This is a genomic window from Pedobacter sp. 05T44 (assembly GCF_056395985.1).
Genome location: NZ_JBFTKO010000002.1, coordinates 121,035 through 144,930, shown reverse-complemented (window position 1 = coordinate 144,930; position 23,896 = coordinate 121,035). Strand labels below are relative to the sequence as shown.

At 40.9% G+C, this 23,896-nt stretch carries 18 protein-coding genes; all 18 read right to left on the bottom strand.

From position 1 onward, the window contains the following. Positions 1-41 precede the first annotated feature (41 nt). The 18 genes from AC1DDK_RS05385 to AC1DDK_RS05300 all read right to left on the bottom strand — a co-directional run bounded on the left by AC1DDK_RS05385 (position 42) and on the right by AC1DDK_RS05300 (position 23,895). Entirely contained in the window at positions 42-1,058 is a 1,017-nt protein-coding gene (locus AC1DDK_RS05385; RefSeq protein WP_337716683.1) for a FecR family protein, read from the bottom strand. 60 nt (positions 1,059-1,118) lie between these two features. After that, the gene (locus AC1DDK_RS05380; RefSeq protein ID WP_288879097.1) at positions 1,119-1,646 is read right to left on the bottom strand and encodes a sigma-70 family RNA polymerase sigma factor; all 528 of its coding nucleotides are present in this window, start codon (positions 1,644-1,646) and stop codon (positions 1,119-1,121) included. Between the two features lie 249 nt (positions 1,647-1,895). Next, entirely contained in the window at positions 1,896-2,213 is a 318-nt protein-coding gene (locus AC1DDK_RS05375) for a hypothetical protein (RefSeq protein ID WP_172659998.1), read from the bottom strand. A gap of 147 nt (positions 2,214-2,360) precedes the next feature. After that, entirely contained in the window at positions 2,361-2,693 is a 333-nt protein-coding gene (locus AC1DDK_RS05370) for a hypothetical protein (RefSeq protein ID WP_337716681.1), read from the bottom strand. A 44-nt stretch (positions 2,694-2,737) separates the two neighbouring features. Beyond that, positions 2,738-2,917, bottom strand: coding sequence for a hypothetical protein (locus AC1DDK_RS05365; protein WP_172659996.1), 180 nt, complete (start codon positions 2,915-2,917; stop codon positions 2,738-2,740). A 108-nt stretch (positions 2,918-3,025) separates the two neighbouring features. Then, positions 3,026-5,245, bottom strand: coding sequence for an IPT/TIG domain-containing protein (locus AC1DDK_RS05360; protein WP_337716679.1), 2,220 nt, complete (start codon positions 5,243-5,245; stop codon positions 3,026-3,028). Between the two features lie 33 nt (positions 5,246-5,278). Then, the gene (locus AC1DDK_RS05355) at positions 5,279-8,521 is read right to left on the bottom strand and encodes a TonB-dependent receptor (protein WP_477611806.1); all 3,243 of its coding nucleotides are present in this window, start codon (positions 8,519-8,521) and stop codon (positions 5,279-5,281) included. 14 nt (positions 8,522-8,535) lie between these two features. Beyond that, positions 8,536-9,546, bottom strand: coding sequence for a fasciclin domain-containing protein (locus AC1DDK_RS05350; RefSeq protein ID WP_337716675.1), 1,011 nt, complete (start codon positions 9,544-9,546; stop codon positions 8,536-8,538). A 34-nt stretch (positions 9,547-9,580) separates the two neighbouring features. After that, complete coding sequence (locus tag AC1DDK_RS05345) at positions 9,581-10,807, bottom strand: fasciclin domain-containing protein (protein WP_288879095.1); 1,227 nt, start codon at positions 10,805-10,807, stop codon at positions 9,581-9,583. A gap of 21 nt (positions 10,808-10,828) precedes the next feature. Then, on the bottom strand, positions 10,829-11,908 hold the full coding sequence (locus AC1DDK_RS05340) for a fasciclin domain-containing protein (RefSeq protein WP_172659992.1): 1,080 nt from the start codon (positions 11,906-11,908) through the stop codon (positions 10,829-10,831). A gap of 24 nt (positions 11,909-11,932) precedes the next feature. Next, a complete protein-coding gene (locus AC1DDK_RS05335; RefSeq protein WP_337716673.1) occupies positions 11,933-13,129 on the bottom strand; it encodes a hypothetical protein in 1,197 nt (398 codons plus the stop codon). 13 nt (positions 13,130-13,142) lie between these two features. After that, a complete protein-coding gene (locus AC1DDK_RS05330; RefSeq protein ID WP_337716671.1) occupies positions 13,143-14,867 on the bottom strand; it encodes a DUF4397 domain-containing protein in 1,725 nt (574 codons plus the stop codon). A gap of 2 nt (positions 14,868-14,869) precedes the next feature. After that, positions 14,870-18,430, bottom strand: a complete 3,561-nt coding sequence (locus tag AC1DDK_RS05325; RefSeq protein ID WP_337716668.1) for a TonB-dependent receptor — start codon at positions 18,428-18,430, stop codon at positions 14,870-14,872. Between the two features lie 167 nt (positions 18,431-18,597). Beyond that, positions 18,598-19,632 (bottom strand): FecR family protein, encoded by a 1,035-nt coding sequence (locus AC1DDK_RS05320; protein WP_337716666.1) that lies wholly within the window; start codon positions 19,630-19,632, stop codon positions 18,598-18,600. A 66-nt stretch (positions 19,633-19,698) separates the two neighbouring features. Further along, positions 19,699-20,319 carry an RNA polymerase sigma-70 factor gene (locus tag AC1DDK_RS05315; RefSeq protein ID WP_288879092.1) on the bottom strand — a complete coding sequence of 207 codons (621 nt, stop codon included), beginning with the start codon at positions 20,317-20,319 and terminating at the stop codon, positions 19,699-19,701. Positions 20,320-20,508: 189 nt separating this feature from the next. Then, a complete protein-coding gene (locus AC1DDK_RS05310) occupies positions 20,509-20,631 on the bottom strand; it encodes a hypothetical protein (protein WP_477611805.1) in 123 nt (40 codons plus the stop codon). A gap of 298 nt (positions 20,632-20,929) precedes the next feature. Next, positions 20,930-22,645, bottom strand: a complete 1,716-nt coding sequence (locus AC1DDK_RS05305) for a trypsin-like peptidase domain-containing protein (protein WP_288879090.1) — start codon at positions 22,643-22,645, stop codon at positions 20,930-20,932. A 107-nt stretch (positions 22,646-22,752) separates the two neighbouring features. Next, complete coding sequence (locus tag AC1DDK_RS05300; RefSeq protein ID WP_288879089.1) at positions 22,753-23,895, bottom strand: TlpA disulfide reductase family protein; 1,143 nt, start codon at positions 23,893-23,895, stop codon at positions 22,753-22,755. Between the last annotated feature and the right edge of the window lies 1 nt (position 23,896).

Sequence of the window (23,896 nt, the reverse complement as noted above, 5' to 3'; positions counted from 1 at the left end):
TAAGAATTAAGGCCGTTCCTGCGCAAACAGGATCGGTTTTTTTATTTGTTGCTACTGCATGATCCTCCTCCTTCTATGTAAATGGTTTGTCCTACAAATTTTGATCGTATGTTCATAGAGAGATTTAGTGTTTTAAGAACTTCGTTTATAGATTTGTTCCTGAATCTTGCAGTCAGCTTGCAACCGGTATAGTTAGTTTTTCCGGTATTGATTTTGATGTTGTACTTTCTTTCTAAGGCTTCAAAAACTTCATTAAACGGAGTCTGTTCAAAGATCAGTTCACCTGACACCCAAGAATCTACATCACTACTGGAAATGCTTATTTTATGGGCCACAGACTTTCCCCTGTTATATATCAATTTTTCACTTGGCAATAGAAATACTGCCTTAGTAGTTTCAGATGTGGTTACCCCGACCTTACCCGAATTGACGGCAACTACCATAACCCCTTCGGTATCATAAGCCCGTACATTGAAACTGGTTCCATAAACCGTAGTATTCATTCCTGCGCTACTGACGACAAAAGGATGTGATGAATCATGCGTGACTTCAAAATATGCTTCTCCTTTCAGTTTCACCAACCTTAGCTTATTGTCTCTAAAGTCACGTTTATAGCGAATTTCACTTCCTGAATTCAGCCATACGAGTGTACTGTCAGGCAATAAAACCCTGATCATTTTACCTGCTCCCGCACTTTTCAATACCCATTCTTCAGGCTGCGCTGAGTTTTGAGCTGATCGGTAGTAAAAAAGCGCTGTAAGCAGGAAGATACCGGTCATTGCCGCAGCCAGGCCGTACTTCCACCAACGGGCAGCATTATCTACCAGTGTAAGCTGAGGTGTTGGGTTTGTTTCAGAAATTCTTTCTCTTACGATTTCAAAATCTAGCTGTTCTTGAGCAGGTAACTTCTCTGTCAACTTCCAAAGCACTTGTATCTTTAAATATTCCTCTTGGTGTCCTCTATTTTCGATAAGCCAGGCATCAAGCATGGCCGCCGACTCGGCGGTCTCTTCAGCAGACAATCGCTTAACAATACAATCCCATAATTTATTATCCATAATTATCCTCTTTCAACAGTAAAGACAATTGTGCAGGCAGAAAATACGGGCTGTAATCGGTTAAGCTTCTGTTAACTTTCTATGAATTAAATGTTGGGACCGATCATAGATAAACTGCATACTTTTTGAAAGATGGTCTTCTACAGTTCTAACCGAAATCTGCAGCAATTCCGCTATCTCTGCATAGCTGAATCCTTCTATTCTGTGCATTTTAAAAACCAGTTGCCGCCGCTCGGGAAGTTTACTAATAAGAAAATGTAGAAAAACCAGTTGCTCAGATTCACTGGTAACCTCATCGGCAAAGGAAAGATCAGAAATTGCAGTGAGGTCATCCTGCTCAAGTAAAGTCAATGAGTTGTTCTTATACTGCTTCAGGTAATTAAGCGCGGAGTTTTTTATCGCCCTGAACAAGTAGCCTTTTAAGTTATCAGGACTGGTTTTGTTAAACCAAAGCTGCACAAATAGGTCGTTCACCAAACTGGCAGCGGCTTCTTCATCCTTTACAAAATAAAGGGCATATTGATGCAGCATGCCACTCCAGCGTTTATAGAGCACCTCAAAATTAACCAGCTCTTTATTTGACCCCATGATATTACCCGCAAAACTCGGCAAGGGATATAAATAAGATATTAATTGTGGGTTACTTTTACTTTATTGTAAAAAGATTTTTTTGCAGGTCTGAGCTCATGCCCACTGGTGTTTTCCCATGTTAAATTTTTAGCTTGCTATAAGCGCAAAGTAGGACAAATCATTAAACTCATTGGTATCTTATCAATCTCAGCTAAATTTTAAAAAGTATATCCCTATGCCTTTCTTATTGAAACTGATCTGCTAGGATTAAAATGATGATCTCCCGCTATGTATGATATTAGCTAGTTTTAGTTTGTATATTTTAGGAGTATCTATAGCGCATCCCATAGTTAAAGTGGCGGTGCCAGCGATATTAAAATCAAAACCCACCTTTTCTCCAGCTATTTTTAAGGTCTGGGAGAGACCAGTTGCTTTTATTACATTAGTATACTTAACTCCATTAAGGGTAAGGGTATCACCATATTGCTGAGTTGCCGAGGATGATGATACAATTTCAATTAGCCAATAGTCTTTTGAAGTATCCTCATTACAGCTCTCCTTTCCAATTACATATCCGCTGGCCATCTCATAGGGGGATTTAAATGGATATTTATTGTTGCACCCTACCACGATAATGAAGATTAGTGTTGAAAGATTTAATATTGTATGTTTTTTGTTCACTTGAATTTGCGTCTAAGGGATCAATTACCTTATTTCTTAGGTAGTGATCGATCAAAGGGGAGAATGGTATAAGACCAATTTCCCTTTTTTTAGTTTATACTTCAAAGATGTACCTGCGAGCTGGTGATCAAGAATCTGTTTCAAGGAGACCTCTTTATAACTGCTCCCTTTTGCCTGATAGGGTGCCAGCACCCGGATATTGAATTCAAAAGTTGTACCCACGCTCAACTGGAGTCGATAGATGACACTTTCCAGTATTTCTGTCGGATAAACGATGATACTGATCTTTTTTTCCAGCATCGTCACCTGATCATAGCCGTAAGGGAGATCTGCAGGACAGAAGGTGGCCATCCAGCATAACAACAGAATTATATTTTTAGGCATTTGGCTTTTTCTTTAACTGTCAGATATGATCTTTATCATGCTTTTCAGGCTTCAGCTCTGACTGGTTCAGCTCTCGCTCTAATTTTTTCTGGTCCTTCCTGTTCCTGCGGATCAGGAATAGGATCAGGGCAATGACCAAGATCAGGACGGGTACGACAACCAGGTAATTGATTTCCATAATGTTTTTTATTGAACTGATACAGAGACAAATATAAAAACAGCATATGAACTGTATGTTAACCGTGAATTTTTTAATTGCTCAGCTGATGTGTTTGTAAATAAACCGGGCCAGCGACTGCCGGCCCGGAATTGAGCATAATCAAACTTGAAACTTATTTTAAAAACATTTTCCGGATTGCATTATTTCCTGCATCGACGATATAAATATTACCATCTTTATCCATAGCCATGTCATCTCTGTTGCGGAACTCTGCATCCATCAACCCTCCATCTTTATATGACCCACTAGTCGATTGACTGGAAACCGTGCTCAGTTCATTAAGCGTAATATTCAGCTTTCTGGTTGTTTGTTTAAAACCATCAGAGAAATAGAAGTTGCCTTTTCCGTCGTAAATGAATCCTTTTGGAATAGCCAGCATCGATTGATTTTTAGGGCCATCAGAATTTCCAAATTCACCATTTCCTGCCCATCCACGAAGGTTTGACGCATCGATCAGGCCAAAACGATTAATTAAAAGATTATCATTATCTGTATAGTACAGGTAAGGACCTATAATGACAGGCCTCGAGGCTTCATTCCCCCCATAAAAACCTCTTACAGCCGTTCTGACTCCAGACTTATCAACCTTTGTTAAACTATACTGCGTTTGCACATATAAATCTCCATTATCATCAATAGCCAGTTTACCAGGTCCATTAAGGTTTACTGCGTAGGTATTTACCACACCTGCAGGTGTAATTTTACGAATGCTGTTATTTAAACCGTCGACAACGTATAACACATCCTGCTTGTCAATTACGATACCCGAATTAAAGCTAAAATTAAACCGCGCTGCAGTACCTGTACCGTTCTGATTACCGGTTTCTCTTGTCGGGCTTCCTGCGAATATCGAAACAACGCCTTCTGGAGTAATCTTTTTAATTACATGGTTATTAAGTTCCATCACAAATACGTTTCCACGGCTATCTACGGCAATACTTGCACCACGCTCACTGATATCCAGAACTGTTTGATTTGGCCCACCCGCTAAAGTCATTACACCTGCACGGTTAAAGTTAACCGGTGACAATGCACTTTGACCTGCATTTACCACTTTTACCGGACCAGATGTTAATGCAGGTGGTGTAATTACCACCAGGCTGGTAGCTGTTGCACTGACTATCTGTGCTGCTAGCCCATTAAAGGTCACTGTATTTGCTGATGCAGTAGCACTAAACCCTGTTCCGGTAATGGTAACCCGTGTACCTGACAGGCCATTGTCAGGAGTCATTTTAGAAATGCCTAAACTCTGGTCTTTAAAATCAGGGCCCTGAACAATCTGATCATTTACATTCAAGATTACCTTCCCATCACCTGTTCCACCTGGAATAGTTAAGGTAACCTTAAAAGGCGTTGCAGTAAGAACAGTGGTACTTTTTCCATTTATAGTTACCTTATTTTCATCTGTATGCGGGCTAAAGTTTGATCCCAAAATGGTCATTTCAGCACCTGACGGCCCACTCAACGGCGTTACAGATTCAATTACCGGCATGGGCACAACTGTAAATACAGGTCCAGTCGCTTTTTGATCATTAATGGTAACCGATACCGGGCCGGTCTGCACATCGGCGGGCGCAACAACCACAAGATAATCCTCGGCCGCTTCAGTTACCAACGCGAGTTTACCATTAAAATCTACATGGTTACCGGCAGTTACTTCATCAAAACCACCTCCAGAGATTTTCACACGTGTACCTTTGCCACCACTTGCAGGCTTAATACCAGATATGACCTGGAACTTAAAGGTTTGTCCTGAAGCCTCTTTTCCATTTACCTTAACGGTTACCGGACCGGTGCCTGCGTCTTCAGGCACTTCAGCTACCAGCAGATTGTCACTGGCACTCACTACAACAGCCATTTTCCCATTTATGTACACTTCTGCCGGGCCTGTTGTACTGCTAAAACCAGCACCAGTAATACGAACATGTGTTCCAGCAGCCCCGTTTACCGGACTGATCGCCTGTATACTTAGTTCCTGATAAGTATAATTACCAATACTGATGCTTTCCTCATTTACTTTCATTATAATGGCACCGCTTGTTGCCGAAGCCGGTGCACGCATTACCACGGCAGTAGAGCTTGCGCTAACAATTTCAGCCTTTACACCAGAAAATGTGGCCGATATTTCATCGGCTTTATTGCTAAATCCTGTGCCTTCTACCGTTACCAGTGTGCCCTGGGCACCACTGTTTGGATAATAATCTGTAACCACCAGAGGCACTTTAACTAGTTCTGTCTTGTCCTTTTTACAGGCACTAGTGAACAAAATAAAAAGGCTTAGCACACCGATCCACTTATGCATCCCGGTATTAAATTTTCTTGAATAACTCATATCGTATATCATATTTCGTTTGATCTGTATCACTTAAAAAGTATATCTCGCTCCCAGTTGCAACTGCGTTCTTGAACCATAGTAATCAATACTATAAGGCTTACCAGGCGATTTAAACTGGTACAATGGATATTCACCCGAGTTTTGAGATGGAGGGAATAGCACCGGCGTTAAACCAACACTTGAGGTAGAGTTAAAAGTATTTGGAGAGAAATACTGAACTCCCCAACTCCTGTTGACTAGATTGGTGAGGTTCATTACATCAGCGGTAAACGTAATAAACTGCTTCTTATCGGCACTCATAAACAAGTCATGTGAAACATGAAGATCTGCCTGTACATTCCATGGCGTACGTCCTTCATTTCTTTCTGTAAACCCACCGCGCTTACTGCTTAAATATTTATCTGCATCTATAAAGCTATTAAAGGCCTCTGCCTGCTTAATGGCAGTTGAGGCAGCGTTGTCCTGGAAATAACGAACTGCCTCTTCTCTGTGAGGGATATAGGCCAGACTTACCTGTTGTGGCAATCCCTGGATGCTATTATTAACAACACCATAAGTAAACGGACTGCCAGATTGTGCACTTATAAACAAAGACACATTGGTTTTACCTGCCTTAGCCCACATTTTGTTGTAACTAATGGTACTTACAATACGGTTTCTGATATCGAAGTTACTATTGGACAACGTAGGGTTATTGGGTACCAGTGACTGATTCAACTGCCAGTTAGATTCCATTGAGTTACGCACACCATTGGAAAGGTCTTTTGATTGACCATAAGTGTAAGACACCGAAGTCTGCAGCTGATCAGCGATGTTTTTGCCAATAGTAGCTGTTAAACTGTAACGGTATCCTTTGCTGGTATTGCTAAGAAGATAGGTATTTGAAAAACGCTGATCTACCGTTCCGCTATATACCGGTTGCTGATGGTCTTTATCATAGCCATAATAGGTTGGATTGTCCTGTACATTCAATTGCTGAAACAATACATCTTTAATATTTTTAGTATAGATAGCTTCTACACCAAATTTCCACTGGCTAGCTGTAGTATAGTCCAAACCTAAGCTGGTACGCAATACCTGCGGCATCACAAAACCATTGTCAATTAAATCGATCTGGGTTTTGCCACTATTAGAATTATTGGTAATTGCACCGTTCTCGCGTATAAAATCGGCAATACCATTTGCACCACCGGCAAGCGGGTTGCTACCGGGCACAAAAGGTTTCTGATCAGCCTTCTGGTCAAAACCTCCAAAGCTATCGCCATTGTTATAGAATGCATACGCCAACCAGGCCATAGGAATTCGCCCTGTAAAAAGCCCTGCGCCCCCACGTAGAATGAGGCTTTGATCACCATTCCAATCATACCTAAAACCTACTCTCGGCGACAGCTGTATCTTATTCAAATAGTTGTTCGTAATCCTGCTTAAAGGTGTATAAGTATATGTGTTTCCAAAATAAGGATCGGCTGATGCTGTACGGGTCTTTTCGCTCAGTTCTGGTCTATCACCCAGATAAGCCATATCTGCTCTCAACCCGGGAATTACTTTCAGCTTTTCAGATACGCGGATTTCGTCCTGAAAATATAAACTATACAAATTGATATTAAACTTAGCACCCGGGTGCTGTTCAATATACGAACGGCTGTTGTCTTCATAACTGTAAGCACCACGAACACGGTAAGGATTGTTGCTGAGGTAATCTTCGATACTTAAGTAATCTACCCTCCCGTTCCATGCGTTTACAAAACCATAAGTGATGTTATAAAACTCATTATGTGTACCCATGGTAAGGGTATGCTTACCAATATTCCAGTTTAAATTGGCAGTAAGCTCTAATGTACGCTGTTTCATATCAAAAATACTGGCCTCACGATCGGTGCCTACGTAAATGGTGGTACCGGGTGTTCTGCCTGCAATTTGTACCTGCGGCAGACTTGGATCACCAAAGGGATTTCTTGAATCGTTTACAGCAGTAAAGCCTGCCAATAAATTACCAGATAGGCTATTATTAAACCTGCTTTTGAGTTCGGCCACTGTAGAACTCTGGTTATTCTTTTGCAAAAAGGCCATGCTGCTGAACCTAAAATCCTGCTGATCTCTGTCCATATGGGAAGCTTCAGAAATGATCGTGTTATTTCTAACTGCAAGCTGATGTTTGTCGTTGATGTTCCAGTCTAAACGATTAAAAAACTTGGTCGACTTGGCATAAGTATTAAACAATCCTGCAGTTCCGGCGTTAAAGAAATTGGCAGCAGTAATGTCAGCCGCATCTTTAGCACTTAAAATATGACCGGTTTCGGCAATACCTGCAATCAATTGTGAAGGATCTTGCCTATGAGTAATCTCCTCATTGCTAAAGAAAAATAATTTATTCTTGATAATGGGGAATCCCACACGAAAGCCGGTCTGGTAATCGTAAAAGTCGCTGTTCATTTTCCCTAGTGATCCTACCCTATCCTTGCCGGTTACCGCAGCATTACGGCCGAAACCATATATCGAACCACTTAAAGAATTGGTTCCACTTCTGGTTACTGCATTTACCGAACCTCCCGTAAAGTTGCCGATCTTAACATCATAAGGAGCTAAATAAACCTGCATATCCTCAATTGCGTCAATGGATATTGGATTAGTTCTGGTTGAGCTTCCTGCCATTCCAGAAGTACCCGACTGGCCACCCAAGGAAGGACTAAACCCAATGGCATCATTATTAATGGCACCATCAATTGTTACGTTGTTATACCTGAAATTGGATCCGCCAAAACTATTGTCTTTACTGGCCTGTGGCACTAAACGAGTAACGTCGGTTATACTCCTTGATACAGTAGCCATATTACGAACCTGATCGGCATTGATGTTTTTTCCTGAGCCATAAGTACTTGCCTGAGCTCCTTTTTTTGTGGCTTTAATTGCCACTTCCGTAAGTTGTTGTGCCTGGTCGCTCAATGCAAAGTTTAAAACGACTGCCGCACCCAAACGGATAGAGATTCCATCCCGCTTATCGCTTTTCATGCTCATCATAGTTGCTTCTACTGAATACGGGCCTCCAATACGAAGATTGGGCAAATAATAATGTCCGTTTTTATCTGTGGCTGTGGCATATTTTGTACCTGAAGCCTGATGTATCGCCGTAACAGAAGCACCCGGTAGCGGTTGTCCTCCGGCATCCAGCACGTTTCCATTTAAAGTACCACTGGTTTCCTGGCTTACCGCAGCAAAAGGCAGTAACATACACAGGAGTAAAAATATTTTGTAAATTGTATTTCTTACTGTCATCTCTAAAATCTTAATTACTGTGTAATTTTCAATAGGCTTCCAATGGTATGTACTACCCCATTACCGGTAAGTACATCCTGTTTTGTCAATTGGATAACCGATGTATTTCCTGTTCCTTTCAATTCAATACCTATAAATGCACCGGCGATCTGAGGATTAGGTTTAAGGATTACCTGAATAGATTTTCCATCAATCATGGTTTGGTCACTACGGTTAGATGTACCAGTACTTAGCACATAATCGTATACAAACCTGCGGTCAGACAAAATATGATAGCGCATTAAGCCCAGCAAAACTGCAGGGTCCATGCTATTGATTTCTTCAATAGTATGCAGTCCGAAGGCGGTCATTGCAGCATTACTTGGCGCAAATACGGTATATGGGCCCTGACCATTTAATGTTTCTGCTAGACCAGAACGTTGTAAAGCCTGATAAAACAGACTTAAATCCCTGTCTGAAGCGATGGCTTCTATAACCTTACTATGGCTGTATGGCTCCAGTACACGATCTATAACCTGAATTAATCCATTAGATGCACGTACATTTTTTGAGACTATTTTGGATCCATTAATTGTTAAAATGGTATCACCTTGTTTCACCCAATGTGTTACAAAAAGTTTACCTCCGTTAGCAGATTTGACCTCCTGGTTAAACAAAAAAGGCAATTTATCAAACTCATAAACTCCATTTAGGATGTGGTAATTCATGATAGAGGATACCCTGGAAGGATCCATACTTAAGATGGCTGTTGCATTTCCAAAACCCGCATTTTCAAAAGCATCATCTGAGGGTGCAATAGCGGTATACAAACCTTCCTTGTCAGTAATTTTGGCCAATCCTGTCCTTATCAAGGCAGTATTATAGACAGAAAGGTTAAAATTATCTGCTATAATTGCGCTGATCTTATTGTTATCGACAACTTTAACGGCATCATCCTTTTTACAGCCGTTAAGGATCATACTACAACTGATCAGCATAAGGAAAATGCCCAATGGCCTAATTGATATTCTATGTAAATAATTCATGTTTCTATTAATCTTTATGAGCTAATGATACCGGTCAGAATTTAAAATCCTTAGGCGGCATTAACCGGTTTACCGCATGTATTGGCCCCATTAAAGTGTTGATGTCTCCCTCAACAATGGTTGCGGCCGAGTGAGCGGATGATTTGACTTTTACAGTTACTTGTCCTGCTTCATTTTTACCAAAATCAAATGGCACATACATAATTGGAATAGTTCCCGAATACCCAGAGGTAGTCAGCGCATAGCCCGACAATAGTTTATTGTTCAGATCGTTCGAATAAAAACTATCCGGATTATCGTCTCCGGGGCCCCAACCGTCCCTTTCTTTAAAAATCCTACCCCAACGATGCATGGTCAATAAGGTATCCGTTGCATATCCGGTACCGACTTGCTCATAGGTATCCCAATCAAAATACGGAAGAGGATTACGGTTATTCAATGCCATCAAATCATCCACAGTCTTAAATCCTGCCTGATGAAACGCTTCATCTGTGGGAGCAAAAATAGATTTGAAGATCAGGTAATTATCGTCGATCGACAATCCTTTGGGAAATCGATCGCGATCAACTGCCCCCATCATAGCCTCATCCCAAAGCATATCGGTTTTGGTCATAATTTCAATATACATTCCAAAACGGCCATCATCCTGCAAAGCCTGTAACATTGTTTTTTCTGGTTTTTTCAGCACGTGATCTATTGGCCAGAAGGTCCCGTTTTTTGCCAGAGTAACAGCCGAGCCTCCGCTTTTTTTACCATTAATCAGCAATTCGTTGCCCGACACATTGATGTATTGTCGGTAGAAATAAGGATCGGTCTGGTATTGGTTATCATATCCCTTTACTTGTATATGGGTATTTTCCAGCAAGCTGATACCAATCGTATTTTCTCCCCTTTCACTCAGGTCTTTAGGGTTAACAGCCGCCGATAAAGTATGGTAAAGCAGCAAGCTATCCAATAAAGCAGGGCTGGTGTTATTAATGACTTCTAAAGTCATTCCATCTGCAGTAAACGCCGCATCACTTGGCACCAAAAGGGTTATAGGGGCATTACTACCTCTTTTTTCTATAATACTGTTCATATTGCTGCGTTTCCAGGCTGCTTTAAAAAGTACATATGGTGATGCCTCCAGCACCTGGTTCAGTGTAATAGTTAAATCTTCTGCAGGTACCTGCACACCTTCAACTTCAGGCTGAAATTCAGCTTTTCTGCAAGATGCCAATGTTATAAATAACAGGCAGATATTGATAAGTTTTAAATTCATCTTATTCTTGTTATAAATCATCTAATTACTCTTTATTGCCTGCTCAGGAAGGATTAAAATACCTTGAAGGTCTTGTACCAGGCCATTATCGGTAAGGTTATCTATCGCTTTCTGATCGTGTCCTTTTACATTAGTCACAATGTCATAAGGGAAGTTCTTATTCGTCCTTACTTCAATATTATAGCCAATAGATTGATCGTAAATGTTGTCGTAGTTGAACCTGCCGGCAGTAATTGTCATGATATAAGTATCATTAGCTACCGGATGATAGTAAAAGGAATCGTTGTTGATGATACTGAATACCACAAAATCTGACACAAAAAAGTGCTTCTTTCTCATCACATAACAGCCAAACAGACGGTCGCCGATATAACTATTTACATTTAAGCCGGCAATTACCTCCGCAGTCATACCATTCGCTTCAAACTCCTTATTTTTTGGGGCCAGTATGGTGTAAGGTCCCTCTGTTGCCAGTTCATCCCAGAATCCGAACTTCTTTAATCCGCTTACCAGGATGCTATATTCAGGTCTGGCAGACAACCAACCTTGTACGGTGGTATTTGCAGTAGATTTCATTACCCTGTCCAGTACATGTAAGGTACCATTTGCCAGCGTTACATCTTTTCTGCTGGCAAGTGAGCCATTAAAATATAAAGTATTGCTGTTATCTCTGCTAACAATGGAAGCATACAATTCAGTCCCCGCCAGTGTACGGTAACGCACATCTATCCCATTAAAAGGAATATCCTTTAACATTATCCGTTCATTTAAAATATGGCGTTGTACCAGAAATTTTAATGTATCAGGGTTCATTTTATCAAAATCGCTGGGGCGGTTTATCCCTATGATATTAAAGGCAGCATTACTGGGGGCTAAGATTGTAAATTGCCCGGCACCGTTTAACTCTGGTCCTATTCCTGTTTTCTCTATTGCCGAAGCAAATAAGCTGAGGTCATAGTTATTCTTTACAAAGTCAAAGCCAGGTCGAAAATTGTCATTCGCCTTATCAATATGAAGATCGTCGTGCTTACAGGCGTTTAAACCCAGCAACCACAACACCGACAGGAAGTAAAGGCATTTCTTTAATGATTCGTATTTCATTATTCTAATTATTGGATTAAACCATTAGTAAACTGGAGGCGCATATTTACGCTGTATGGTACTGAGGTAAACATTTCCATTTACAATCTCAATGGTATTTACAGTGGCAAACGACCGCGGGTTATATTTACCGGAGTGGATGTTTACAATCATATTGGGCATTACGATCTCGTTCCATTGCCTGTAATCCGGGTACGGTGTTAAACAGTTTATAGAAGCCCAGTTCCCATCCGTTTGATTTACGGTGGGGCCATAAGGAATATTTCTAATGTCCATGCCGGGTGCCAGAAAATCAAACCGCTGCCACATGTCAGTAAAAATACCTCCAGCGCTTGCATCGGCAAACAATGGAAAACTGTAATACGGGCTAACTTCAAGTACGTCAGCGTTTCTGGTTAAATTGCCCAGATATTTTCCGTTATAACCGGATATTTTTGGTGAAGAAACAGTCCTGTTTTTATACAGGGTTACAAAAATATTCATCTGGTCTTTTACACCATTTCCCATGGCTCCCTTTCCGTATTCGTTGCCTCCTTTAGCGTCGTTATCTGCCTGCCAGTATCCCTTGGCACTCATGTTATAGAAGTTAACATAGATTGAGGAATCGGATAATGGCAGTTTGTGAAAATTCTCTTTTCTAAGGTAAATGCCATTCCTTTTCGTCAGGAAATCTTTCTGCAACACATGCAGGGTATATACCTCCTTGCTATCCAACACCATCGTAGTATCGATCAGGAAACTTTTTTTCAGTTTAGGATCCAGGTTAAAAAACGGAACGGTGTTTTTTGGACGGAACATAAACACAATGCGGTGTTTACCTGATGGAATCTGCGCCCAGCTGCTTAAATCGAAACCATTTAAAACAGGTCCGACCAACACATTTTCCCTGCCCGGATACTCCGGGTTGTTTACACTTGTCCCACTCCCAATATGAGATGGGTAAGGTGGCGCATAAGGATCACGCTTATCCAGAAAATCCCCTTTAATCTGAGCGCTGACTGGCATACCGTTCTGATCCATTTCCGGATCAATCAGCATCGTTAAAAAGGGGAGCTGTTCGTCCTTATTATCTATTCCAATCTTATAATTCAGGTTGTTAAAAACCCTTAGATAAGCTGGATCATCGATTTTTTTATATTCTACTTTAGAACAACCTATCGCAAAGCACGACAGAGCGATAGCAGCGTAAAATATGACATTCTTCATTCTTGATAGTAACATAATGTTGTCTCTTTTATTTGGTGTGTTTCAGAATAATCATCCTTGCTTTTTGACCAGAAGGGACTGATGTACCGGTACTGCCGACCAACGCAATGGTATAAATACCAGGCTCATGGTTTGGTAAACCACCCCTCACATATAAGCTCGGTCGGGCAATCAGGTCCTGTCCTGTTAATACAGGTATGTCACTTGCCCAGCTTCCGGGAATTACCCCTGGCGCAGAACGGAAAGCCATAATTTTATATGGAATATTATCCTGATCAATTTGTATGTATGGGGCTTCGGTCGGGAAAATACCAGGTCTCAGGTTATTTATTGCCGCCGGATTCTTATTGTAATTATGAAGAAAAGACTGACCGTTATCTTTTGTAAAAGTGACATAGGGTAAGTCCGGGCAAAGGTTAAGAAAACGGATACTAAAAGGATAGTCTAGCTTATTGCGCACATACGTGGCGTCATCTGTGGCCGTATTACCCGGAATTACCCTGCTTAAGTCATTAGCCACCGCACTAATGGTTGCCTTACCACTGGCGTCAGGATGAATCCATAAAGTAAAATTAGTATTAGGATCTAACCTCAGCTGATTACTGGCCAATACATTTCCAGCTGCATCTTTAGCTTCGATGGTATAATTTCCCGTTATATAATTCTGATAATCTGTATGCTCGGTATAGGCTAGTGCATTACCCAATACATTTCCATTCATGGTTATTTTAACCCCGTCTATGCCTACCAGGGTATTTACTGCCTGCACTCTTGCATAGGTTACATTCAGTGGTTCACTGATATCATTCATGATCATGATGGCATTCTGATATCCTGAAACCTGTTCACCAGGATTACCGATTAAATAAGGGATCGTAAAATTATATGGCGCAATAACAATGGTATAAATCCCTCCTGGCACAAAGCTTTTAAATGCACTGAAAGTTAGGTGTGTATCCTCAGGAGGCCAGCCACGGACAGAGGTAAGGGTTGATGTTGCCGGAAAAATCGGCATCTTAGTAGTACCTGGCACCTGAATCCCTGCTGAGGTTAACACCTTTAGCTGCGCGGTAGTATAAGGCAGTTCGATATAATCAGAATATTGCCCCGGCAAGATGTTACTGGTCGTACCACTTACTGGTGTGCCATCAGCCCATGTAAGGCTCATTGGCCCTACCAGGTTCTCCATATCACTTATCTCAATATTCGAAGAAAGATTGAGCAGCCTTACTTTAAACTTGGCAGGATCTGAAGGGGGAGAAACCGCACGCGGAATTTTTAGATATTTAGGTTCTCCGTCTACAATACGTTCTGTGGCGAGCAGGTAATAATCCATAGCCTGTGCTGCATCTTCCTGAAGATCGATTGTAAGCTTATCACCCGGAGTATTATACCCCCCAATTTCGGTAAAAAAGCGGGCCTTTCCGTTTTTTAAAAGCGATTGAGGAATGTTCCATGTTGAACCCAGTTTACCCCCGTTTTCAGGAAAATATTTAGTGCCCGGTATTACTGTAGAGATTGGATCTGTAGGCAAAACATACCTGTTATTGGTCAGTGTATCACCATCCATTATCACCTGACCATAATTCCCCAGGTTTATAATACGCAGTGATGAGTTTTTACGAGCGTCTGTGATTAGCCTGTTATCGTACTCAAAATCCTGCTTTTCCTTTTTACAGGAACCTAGCCCCAGCAACATCAAAAATCCAAGGAATAATGGCAATTGCTGAGTGTATTTCGTTAATTTCTTCATCTTTAATACAAATTATAAGTGAACCCCATCATAAATTCTCCCCCACGTTTATAACTGCGGTTCAGGTATTTATTTCCATACCATTTACCACCGGTACCTGGGTTGGCATATACGGTTTCAATTGCAGGATTTAATATGTTTTTAGCATATCCCTTAAAAATAACGCGCTTAGTTACACGTTGACTAAACACAAAATCCAGCATAGGCACCGGACGGGTATACAGATCGGGCTCGCCGGTTAAATTAATCTGTATCAAACGCTCACCAACCATGTTAAATGTGCCGGTAAGGCTGGTACCTGATTTCTTATTGTCGTAATTTATCCAACCGTTAATAGAGAAGGGGGCTTGCTCAAACAAAGGGCTGTTATCTGGCGTATGCCTGTCCAAAGACCTGTTGGCTTCCAATCTTTCCGGTGATTTTTTGATATCACTTTGTGCCAGTAAAAGGTTAGTTCCTGCAAAGAAGTTGCGGAGCGGGTCCCACATCCTTCCCAGGTCTTTTACAATCTCGAATTCTACTCCCCATACTTTACCCACGTTTGGATCATTTTCAAATCTGATGGTTGGATATTCAGGATATGTTGCTGCTAAACCACTGGTTTTTAAGCTAAAGACCTTATACAACTGATTTTCAATCCTTTTGCCAAACAAAGACACCGCGATAACTTCTCCACTATTAGGGAACCACTCCCACCTAAAATCCAGGTTTTGAGTGTATTGATTGATCAGATTAGGATTACCCACAACCAATCCCATTTGGAAAGCATCAAATTCAAATACATTGGTAATCTCTCTTAATTCGGGTCTGGCAAGTGTAGTATTAAAACCAGCCCTGAAGTTCATATTTTCCCTAAAATTATAAGTGGTGTTCAAAGAATAGTAAGGCTTATAACCAGGCTTATAAACCGAGTTAGGACTCATTAAAGTAAGCGGAATATTGGTACCCGGAGCTGTTAAAGCAGGATCAAGGAACACACCTGAAGTATCAACGGCCGACTGGATATTGGTAGATTCAAAACGAATACCACCGGTGAATCTTAAATCTTTGGTCACTTTTAAATCCAACATGGCATAAGCTGCCTTGGTCTCAAAAAAACCGGTATAGTTGTTCGGCGATTTCTGACTGTTGTATAAGAATCCTCCTACCGGGCTTGCGCCTTCGCCCATGCCTGCAGTTGGTGCATGAATGCCAATAATCTCATTGCTCACCAAACGATCCAGGTTTCCGGAAACTGTATACAATGGCAAAGACTTGTTAGAAGAAAAATTAGAGCCTGGTAAGAACAACACATTTTCTGTAAATACCCGGTCGCGGTTCAGGTAATTTACTCCGGTTTTTAGCTCTTGCTTTTGTCCGAATAATTTAAACGGCACAGATAAATCTGCCTTATAGTTATAATTGGTCTCATCCAGATTTCTGTACCGCCGACCATTGGGCTCGGCCTGTATAATTCCATAAGCACCAAAGCCATTCACATAACCAGAAGAAAGTGCGTATAAATGTGTGCTAAAAACCTGATCGGGGTTGGTAACAACATTACCAGATGTAGGTTTCTCATAATATCCTCCATTGCGTGGTGTATAGTCTGCCAGGGTTACAAATCGATAATCAGGATCATTCTGACCTGCTTTAGAAGAGGAAATATTATAACTTAATTTAGGCGAGTAATCTGATTCCAAAAACTTGTGTTCTCCCTGAAGGTTAAAAGTATTTAGTGTACGATAGCTCTGTTTTAAAGAATAAATGGTGCTTTTTACTTCTCCGGGCAAACCAGTATATTCGTAACCACCATTCATATTGGTGGCTTGTGTTTCGCCTCCCCAGCTACCCAGATACTGCATGCTAATTTCATTTCGGGTATCGAAGCGATAAGTTAAACCACCCAAAACACCATAATTAAGTGTTTCGTTACCTGTATTTTCCTTATAGGTCTGGTACCGACCCATGTAAAGATTGTTCGGAGTAATGTAATTTGGAATATTTCTTGGGCTGCTTACCTGCGGGTTTCCGGTTACCACACCCTGATAAATACTGTATTGCTGAATATCACCACCCGAAATATCTGTGGTACGGCGATAGTAGTTACCACCAGCTATAACACCCAGTTTATGTTTTTTAAACAAGGTATAACTATTACCAAAAGTTGCAGAGTATAACTGATTTAAAGGAGCCTGTTTATACTTGGTAGTAAGCACAGGATCAAAGCCCTGCATTATCCCGTTAATACGACCAACTTCCTGCTTTGCCGCGGGACTGTACCCGCTGTTCGAAATCATATTCTGGATCTGGTTTAACCCGCCTTTATACTGTGTGGCCAGGTTTAAGAAATCAGCAGACAAATTCTTGTTATTGATCTTATCCCCCAAAAAGCCCATATCGCTATTGAAAAAACTATTATACTGTCCCCCTATCCCGATATTTGAGTTAAAACCAGATTGAATAATTACATTCACCACCATGCTATCGGGCACAGACTTGGTTTTCAATTCTACAATACCTGCTGCTGCATCTGCAGGTTTATCAGGTGTAACTGTTTTATAAATGGTAACATTATCTAAAAGAGAGGCGGGTACCAGATCGAAAGGAATTGAACTTCTGTCAGGATCTGACGAAGCTAAGCGTACGCCATTCAACTGGCCAACTACACTCCTGTCTCCCAAACCACGGATAGCTACATATTTATCATCAGTTACTGTAACCCCAGGCACTCTCTGCAGCGCCTGTGTTGTAGTAATACTTGCTGTACGCTCTATCTGAACTGCAGATATGGCATCTTGTACAATAGCCGCTTTTTTACGCTCGTCGAGCACCGCCACCTCTGTATTTGTCTTCCTACGGGCCTGAACAGTTACCTCGCCCAATTGGGTAGAGGATGATTTCAGTAAAATTCTCAACTCTTTAGTATTCGCATCAACCTTAATTTCTCTACTCTGATAACCGATGTAAGAAATCACAAGTATCGCTCCGCCCTCAGGTACGGTAATACGGAACTTACCATTCATATCAGTAGATGCGCCACCACCCATTGTTTTAATGCGAATACCTACGCCAATTAGTGTTTCACCAGTTTTCTCATCTACAATCGTTCCTGAGATAATTATGGGGACTGGTTTTTTAGTAATTACAACATAACCCTCAATTACTTTATACTCCAGATTAGTATTGTTTAAAACTTTAGCCAGCGCATCGGCCACAGTAATCTCAGTAGCATCTATGCTTATTTTTTTTGTGATTTTATTTAGCAGGCTTACCTGGGCATTGATCTGTATGTTCGATTGCTTTTCTATTGTACTTAAACAATTTTCGACACTTGCATTTTCCAGCTTAAGCTTAATTTTCTGATTCAAATTCTGACTGCGAACAGAGCTGGCAAATAGCACTCCAATAAATGTGAGGTTGACAGCGATCAGAAGGAACGAGCATTTCATAAAGAAATAAATTTTATCTGTTACCAGATTGTTATTAGCCATCTTGCTAAACTTCTTTCTGATGATAATAGCACCTTTTAATAACATGCTAATAAATCGAAAAGAAGAACGCAGATGTAATCCTTTTTGCATATTTTTGATCATTACGGGTTTTCGCCAGTGGCGGATATCTGTTAATATTTATCTCTGGGCTGATGCGTCTTCGAAAACAACCAGCTCGTTGATGATTTTTGCGTCCTCCTTAGCGGGAGGGCGTTTCTTTTTTTAAGTCCAGGTGTTACATATCTTGTCCTTTCCGATTAATTAATAGTAATGTGATTGCCTTGAATATGATATTTAAATTGTCCCGAGACACTTAAAATCTTCATTAAGGTATTGATAGGTACATTTGCCGTCAGGTTGACTTTTAACAACTTTGAAGCGTTTTTTTTATTTTTAAAACTGATTTCCACGTCATACCACCGCTCCAGAATATTTGCGATTTCTGATAGAGGGACTTTATTAAACACCAAACGTCCATCTTTCCATCCGCTGATATCCTTAACCAATACAGAGCCTAATGTTTTTATATGATCAGTTTCATTCCATGTTACCGTTTGCCCGGGCATCAATATGGCAATTGATTCTGTTTTGTTAGTGGCATGCCTATCCACGCTAACCTTACCTGTACTTACAGAAACAGTAACCGGCTTATTAATAAATGCATCTACTTTAAAAGAAGTACCTAATACCTTGGTTGTGATTATTCCGGTATGGATAATGAATGGTTTCTTTGGATTTTTAGTAACCTCGAAAAAGGCTTCTCCTTCCAGATTTATTTCTCTGGTACTTCCATTAAATTTTTCTGCATAACGCAATTTACTCTCAGGCCCAAGATAAACCTGTGAGCTGTCAGGCAGCGTTATAATCGTTCTGCGTCCGCTAGGGTTATGTTTTTCTACATAAGCAACCACTAATGACTCATTGCTTCTTTTGGATGTAATAACCCAAAGTCCGGCCCCAATAAATAATGTTGCCCAGATTGCTGCGTATTGCCAGTTCGTAATTCTTTTAATAAATGGAATAGGCGTATTTTTTGCAACGGTTATTTCTGAGTTTAGAGATTCTTCATTGATCCGCTGATGTATTTTTCTTTTCCAGTCAGCCATCTGCTGTGAGTGGTGGTCTGTATCATTGGCATTAGTTTCATTTACCCATTGTTCATTCCATACTTCATCAAACAGTTGCTGAGCATTCTCCTGCTTAAGAAAGTCTCTCACTAATTTTAATTCCTCCTTATTACAGAGGCCGGCAAGGTATTTTTTAATGAGGGCCTTATCTATTTTTAAATTCATTGTATCTATCCTTCACCTACAAGACACCGATAAACGTTAGGCAGGGTGAGCGGAAATGAAAAAAAATTAAAAAAAGATAATAACAGTTAGTAGGATCGTGATATCGATGTGTTCTTTAAGACTCTCCCGCAGATATTTGAGCGAAACCAGCATCTGGGTTTTGATTGTATTTACAGAAAGGTTCATGCTTTCTGCAATTTGCGGATAAGTCATTTGTTCTTCACGACTTAGTTTAAAGATTTTCCTTCGCTGCGGGCTTAGCTGGCTTAGTTTCAGCTGGTATACCTGTTCCAATTCCTTGTACTGAAGACGATGGTCTGCTGAATGGCTAACAGTAGCCGCCTGCTCTGGCAAAAAACTAATGTCTGCAGTGAGCAGCTCCTTTTTACGGAGATGATTGAACATCACATTTTTCATTGCTGTAAACAAGTAGGCACTGAATTCTCCGGTAACCTCCAAATCCATCCTTTTTTTCCAGATGTTGAACATCAGGTCCATAACCAACTCTTCGGCCACGGCGGAATTTTTAACGTAGTTCAAGGAGAACTGGTAGAGTTTACCAAAATACCGTTCAAACAACTGATCATATGCCCTCAGGTTGTTCAGGCGACATTCTTCAAGTAGCAAGTGGTCGGATAGTTTGTGGTAATCTTTTATCATTCGCTGAACAAATAATTCATTCAGCAAAACTAAATGTTTAAAAAGCCTCCTGCATTACCATAATGTTAATTGTAATATTGTTCTTCGGATCTTGTTAAGAGATGCATCTCAAAAGACATTCAACCTTTATTTAAAAGCGTTGTTTTGGCTTGTAAGTTGATAAAAGGCCTAAAATATCATCCCTGGTGACCAAAGCAGGATTATTGAACTGCCTGTCTAAAAGATAAGCACTGAAATACCTGCATTTATTTTTCTATATGACTGATATTCACCTATTCCCGGATCAAATTCTTGGGCTCTCATCAGCAGTTCATAAATTACATATACAGAGAATTTCATGCAATAAAATTACATGATTTAAATAACATTAAATTATCATTTATTTAACAATGGACAACATATTTTGCTCATTGATTTGACCTTTCGGCAAGTCAAGTACATAGTAAAGTACATCTTCAGTAGTTCCATCAAGCCAATTACATGCTTCTCGATGGCTGTATCGAAAGCCAAAATGTTGGTTAGCGGCTTTGGAAGCAATATTGCTCTCCCGGTGGCTTACACTTAGCCACTTGCCGTACCTATAGTGGGTAAATAGTCGCCTTTTTTACTTCAGTAGATTATGCATTGACTTATGAAGTTATCGTGTTGGCAGACTGCTTTGATAACGTTCAATTAAACGCAGTAATACCTCGGTCGGAACAACCAGTGTAGTTGTCCTGCTGGAACGCGCTATATTAATGCCACAGAAACGATTCTTAAGGTCAAAAACAGGACCGCCACATTCCTCGGGCTTGACCCTGCCATCATGACTAAACACCTGCGTAAACCCATCGCGTCTGATGCTTTTACCTCCATTAAACAGTTCTGCTGGATGCGTTGATAAAGGCGATTTGAATACATCCAAAGTCAGGTTTTTGAAATAGAGTTGATCTAATCGTTTTATCTTAAAGGTAAGTGAATCAAACGGCCAGAACTTCATCAACTCGGCTCCATAGTCTTCGGGCTTATTGATCGCCATATCATTGATACTTAGAACCCGATCACCTACGGCTATCCCACTTATTCCGGCCGGAGAACCTGGCTGGACTGCAGTAATCACAATGTTGCTATCTTTGAATGTAGCCATAGCCCCTAAATATCCAATGCTAAACCTTTTTGGGGCATTAAAATACATACTCCCGATTACACTGACCTGATCAGGGCGATCTGGTAGCGGTGAAATCAGAAATTTACCCAGTCTTTGAAAGGATAAGCTATCCCGGTTAAACTGTTTTAATTGTATACCGCCCTGAATTGAACCTATCGGTTGCAGCAGCACAAGGTCGTTTTCAGGATCACGCAAAATGACTTTAAGCGCAAAGGATTTATTCGCAGTAAATACAACCGGATCTTCGCCAATTAAGGAACTCTTACTGATCACAAGACTATTGATGACATTGTTACCAACGGCTGATCTTGCAGTCAGGGAGATTAGAGTTCCATTAATTTTTTGTGTTTTGCCATGTACCGTACTGCTAATACCTAAACAACTCTCCTTTAGCTCTGTAGTCAGGGTAGAAAAACTACCCTGTTGATCTTGGAGGGCAGGAATATTCAGAATTGCCGATTGAAGCGGATCATTGCCAACAGCATCCTCATTTGAAGGGAGTGCACCGTAAGTTTTGGAGACATTTAAGGCTGTCCAGTATTTCCGGTAAAGATCGATAGGGATCTCATAATTTTCATCTTCATCGGTTCCAATTGCACTGTGTAACGCAACAACCCGTCCAAAATGATCAAACAGCGGACCCCCTGAATCCCCCGGCTCCATGACGCAAGTTGATTGAATAAACCCAAACTGATTTTTCAGATCCGTGATCCGGCCAAACCTAAGGGTTGGCAGTGTTTGATTTAGTGTTTCCGGGTAAGCGATACTTAAACAAGGTTCATCTATCTTTAGGGAAGATGACCAGCCCATTTCGGCATAAGGCCAGGCACCAGCTTCGATGATTTTCATCAGTGCTACATCGGGAAACATCTTATTCTCAGTAAATTCAATTTCACCGAGCCCGCGTGCGACATGCGATTTCCCATTAGGGAACATGATTAAATAAGTATTATCAGGTTGATTCACATGTGCCGCTGTTAGAATATGGCCTTGGGCAGTAACCACTACACCCGTAAACTGAGCACTAGTCTGCACCTTTTTCAATGTATCATAACCCCATATCCTTACACTAGCACCGTATGCTTTTTTTACGGCTATAGATAATGTTTCTTCTAGTTTTTTGGGACGAAATTTCTGACCGAAGCATTGGGCAGACAGCAGTAGTAGGAATACACCTGTAGTAAATGTTTTTTTTATAATGATCATTACCATTTTTGAAAGATACATGTTGATTTCGTCACGTATTGTGCATTTCTGCCCCGGGCAAAACCATAAAGGTATTGCCCGGGGCAGAAGGCAATTGCTGCAGTTGCTTAATTCAGCAATTCAGCTAGTTTCTTGTTCAGCGCCTCCCCCACCAGGTGACTGCCGATAATCTTTCCCTCAGGGCTGATCAGGAAATTTGCCGGAACACCCGAAATGCCGTACACTTTGCGGGCATCATTGTCCCAACCTTTAAGATCAGATACCTGTGTCCAGGTCAGGCCATCTTTCTTGATGGCATCCAACCATTTCACTTTGTCCCCATCTACAGAAACGCCTAGTATTTCAAAGCCTTTGCCTTTGAAAGCAGCATATTGCTTAAGCAGGTTTGGGCTTTCTGCCCGACATGGAGAACACCAGCTCGCCCAAAATTCTACCAGTACCAATTTCCCTTTGTAATCTGATAAGGAAACGAGCTTGCCATTTACATCTTTCTGTGTAAAATTTGGCGCAACGGCACCTAAAGCAGTCACCGTATGTGCATTTAATAGTTTATAAAGACCTTGTCCCCCATAAGACAGACGAAGTTCCTCACCAAGCTTATTAAAGATCGGCATGGCGATCGCTGATTCCAGATTGTAGCCACTTACCAATTCAGATAATGCCTGCAACGCGAAATAAGAGTTGGGGTTAGCTTTGGCAAACTCCAACATCTTTTCTCCACGTGATTTTCTGAAAGCCTGTACCTGTTTGTCCAATACTTTAAAATACATTGTGTCTTGCTGCTGTTCAGGCGTTGCCCTATTGATGGTAACATTCGCATTATGGTGCACAGTCATTACAGTAGGCCCCACCCGGTCATCAAAAGCTTTCATTTCATCATAAACCTTTGAACCTGTCCATTTTGCATTGTAGAGTGAATCTGCAGACGTAATGCTGATATCTTCCTTTCCGAAGTTGACATAGATCACATCCCCCAGTCCCTTGGTACCGTAAATTTCTTTGTCTCTGATGCCTTCACGCGAAAGCGTCATCCGCGAAGAAGCAATGCCTGCAATATTCCCTGAAAATTTAAATTTGCCATCAACCAATTCCACAGAATCAGTGCGACCATTGCCCTCAGAAGTATAATCAAGATAAATCTTCGCTGGTTTGTTTAAATTTCCTATTTTTCCTGTGATGGTAAAATTAGGCGTTTGTGCGGCCACTGCAACAGGTGCAAGGGCGGCAAGAATTAAAAATTTTAGTTTCATA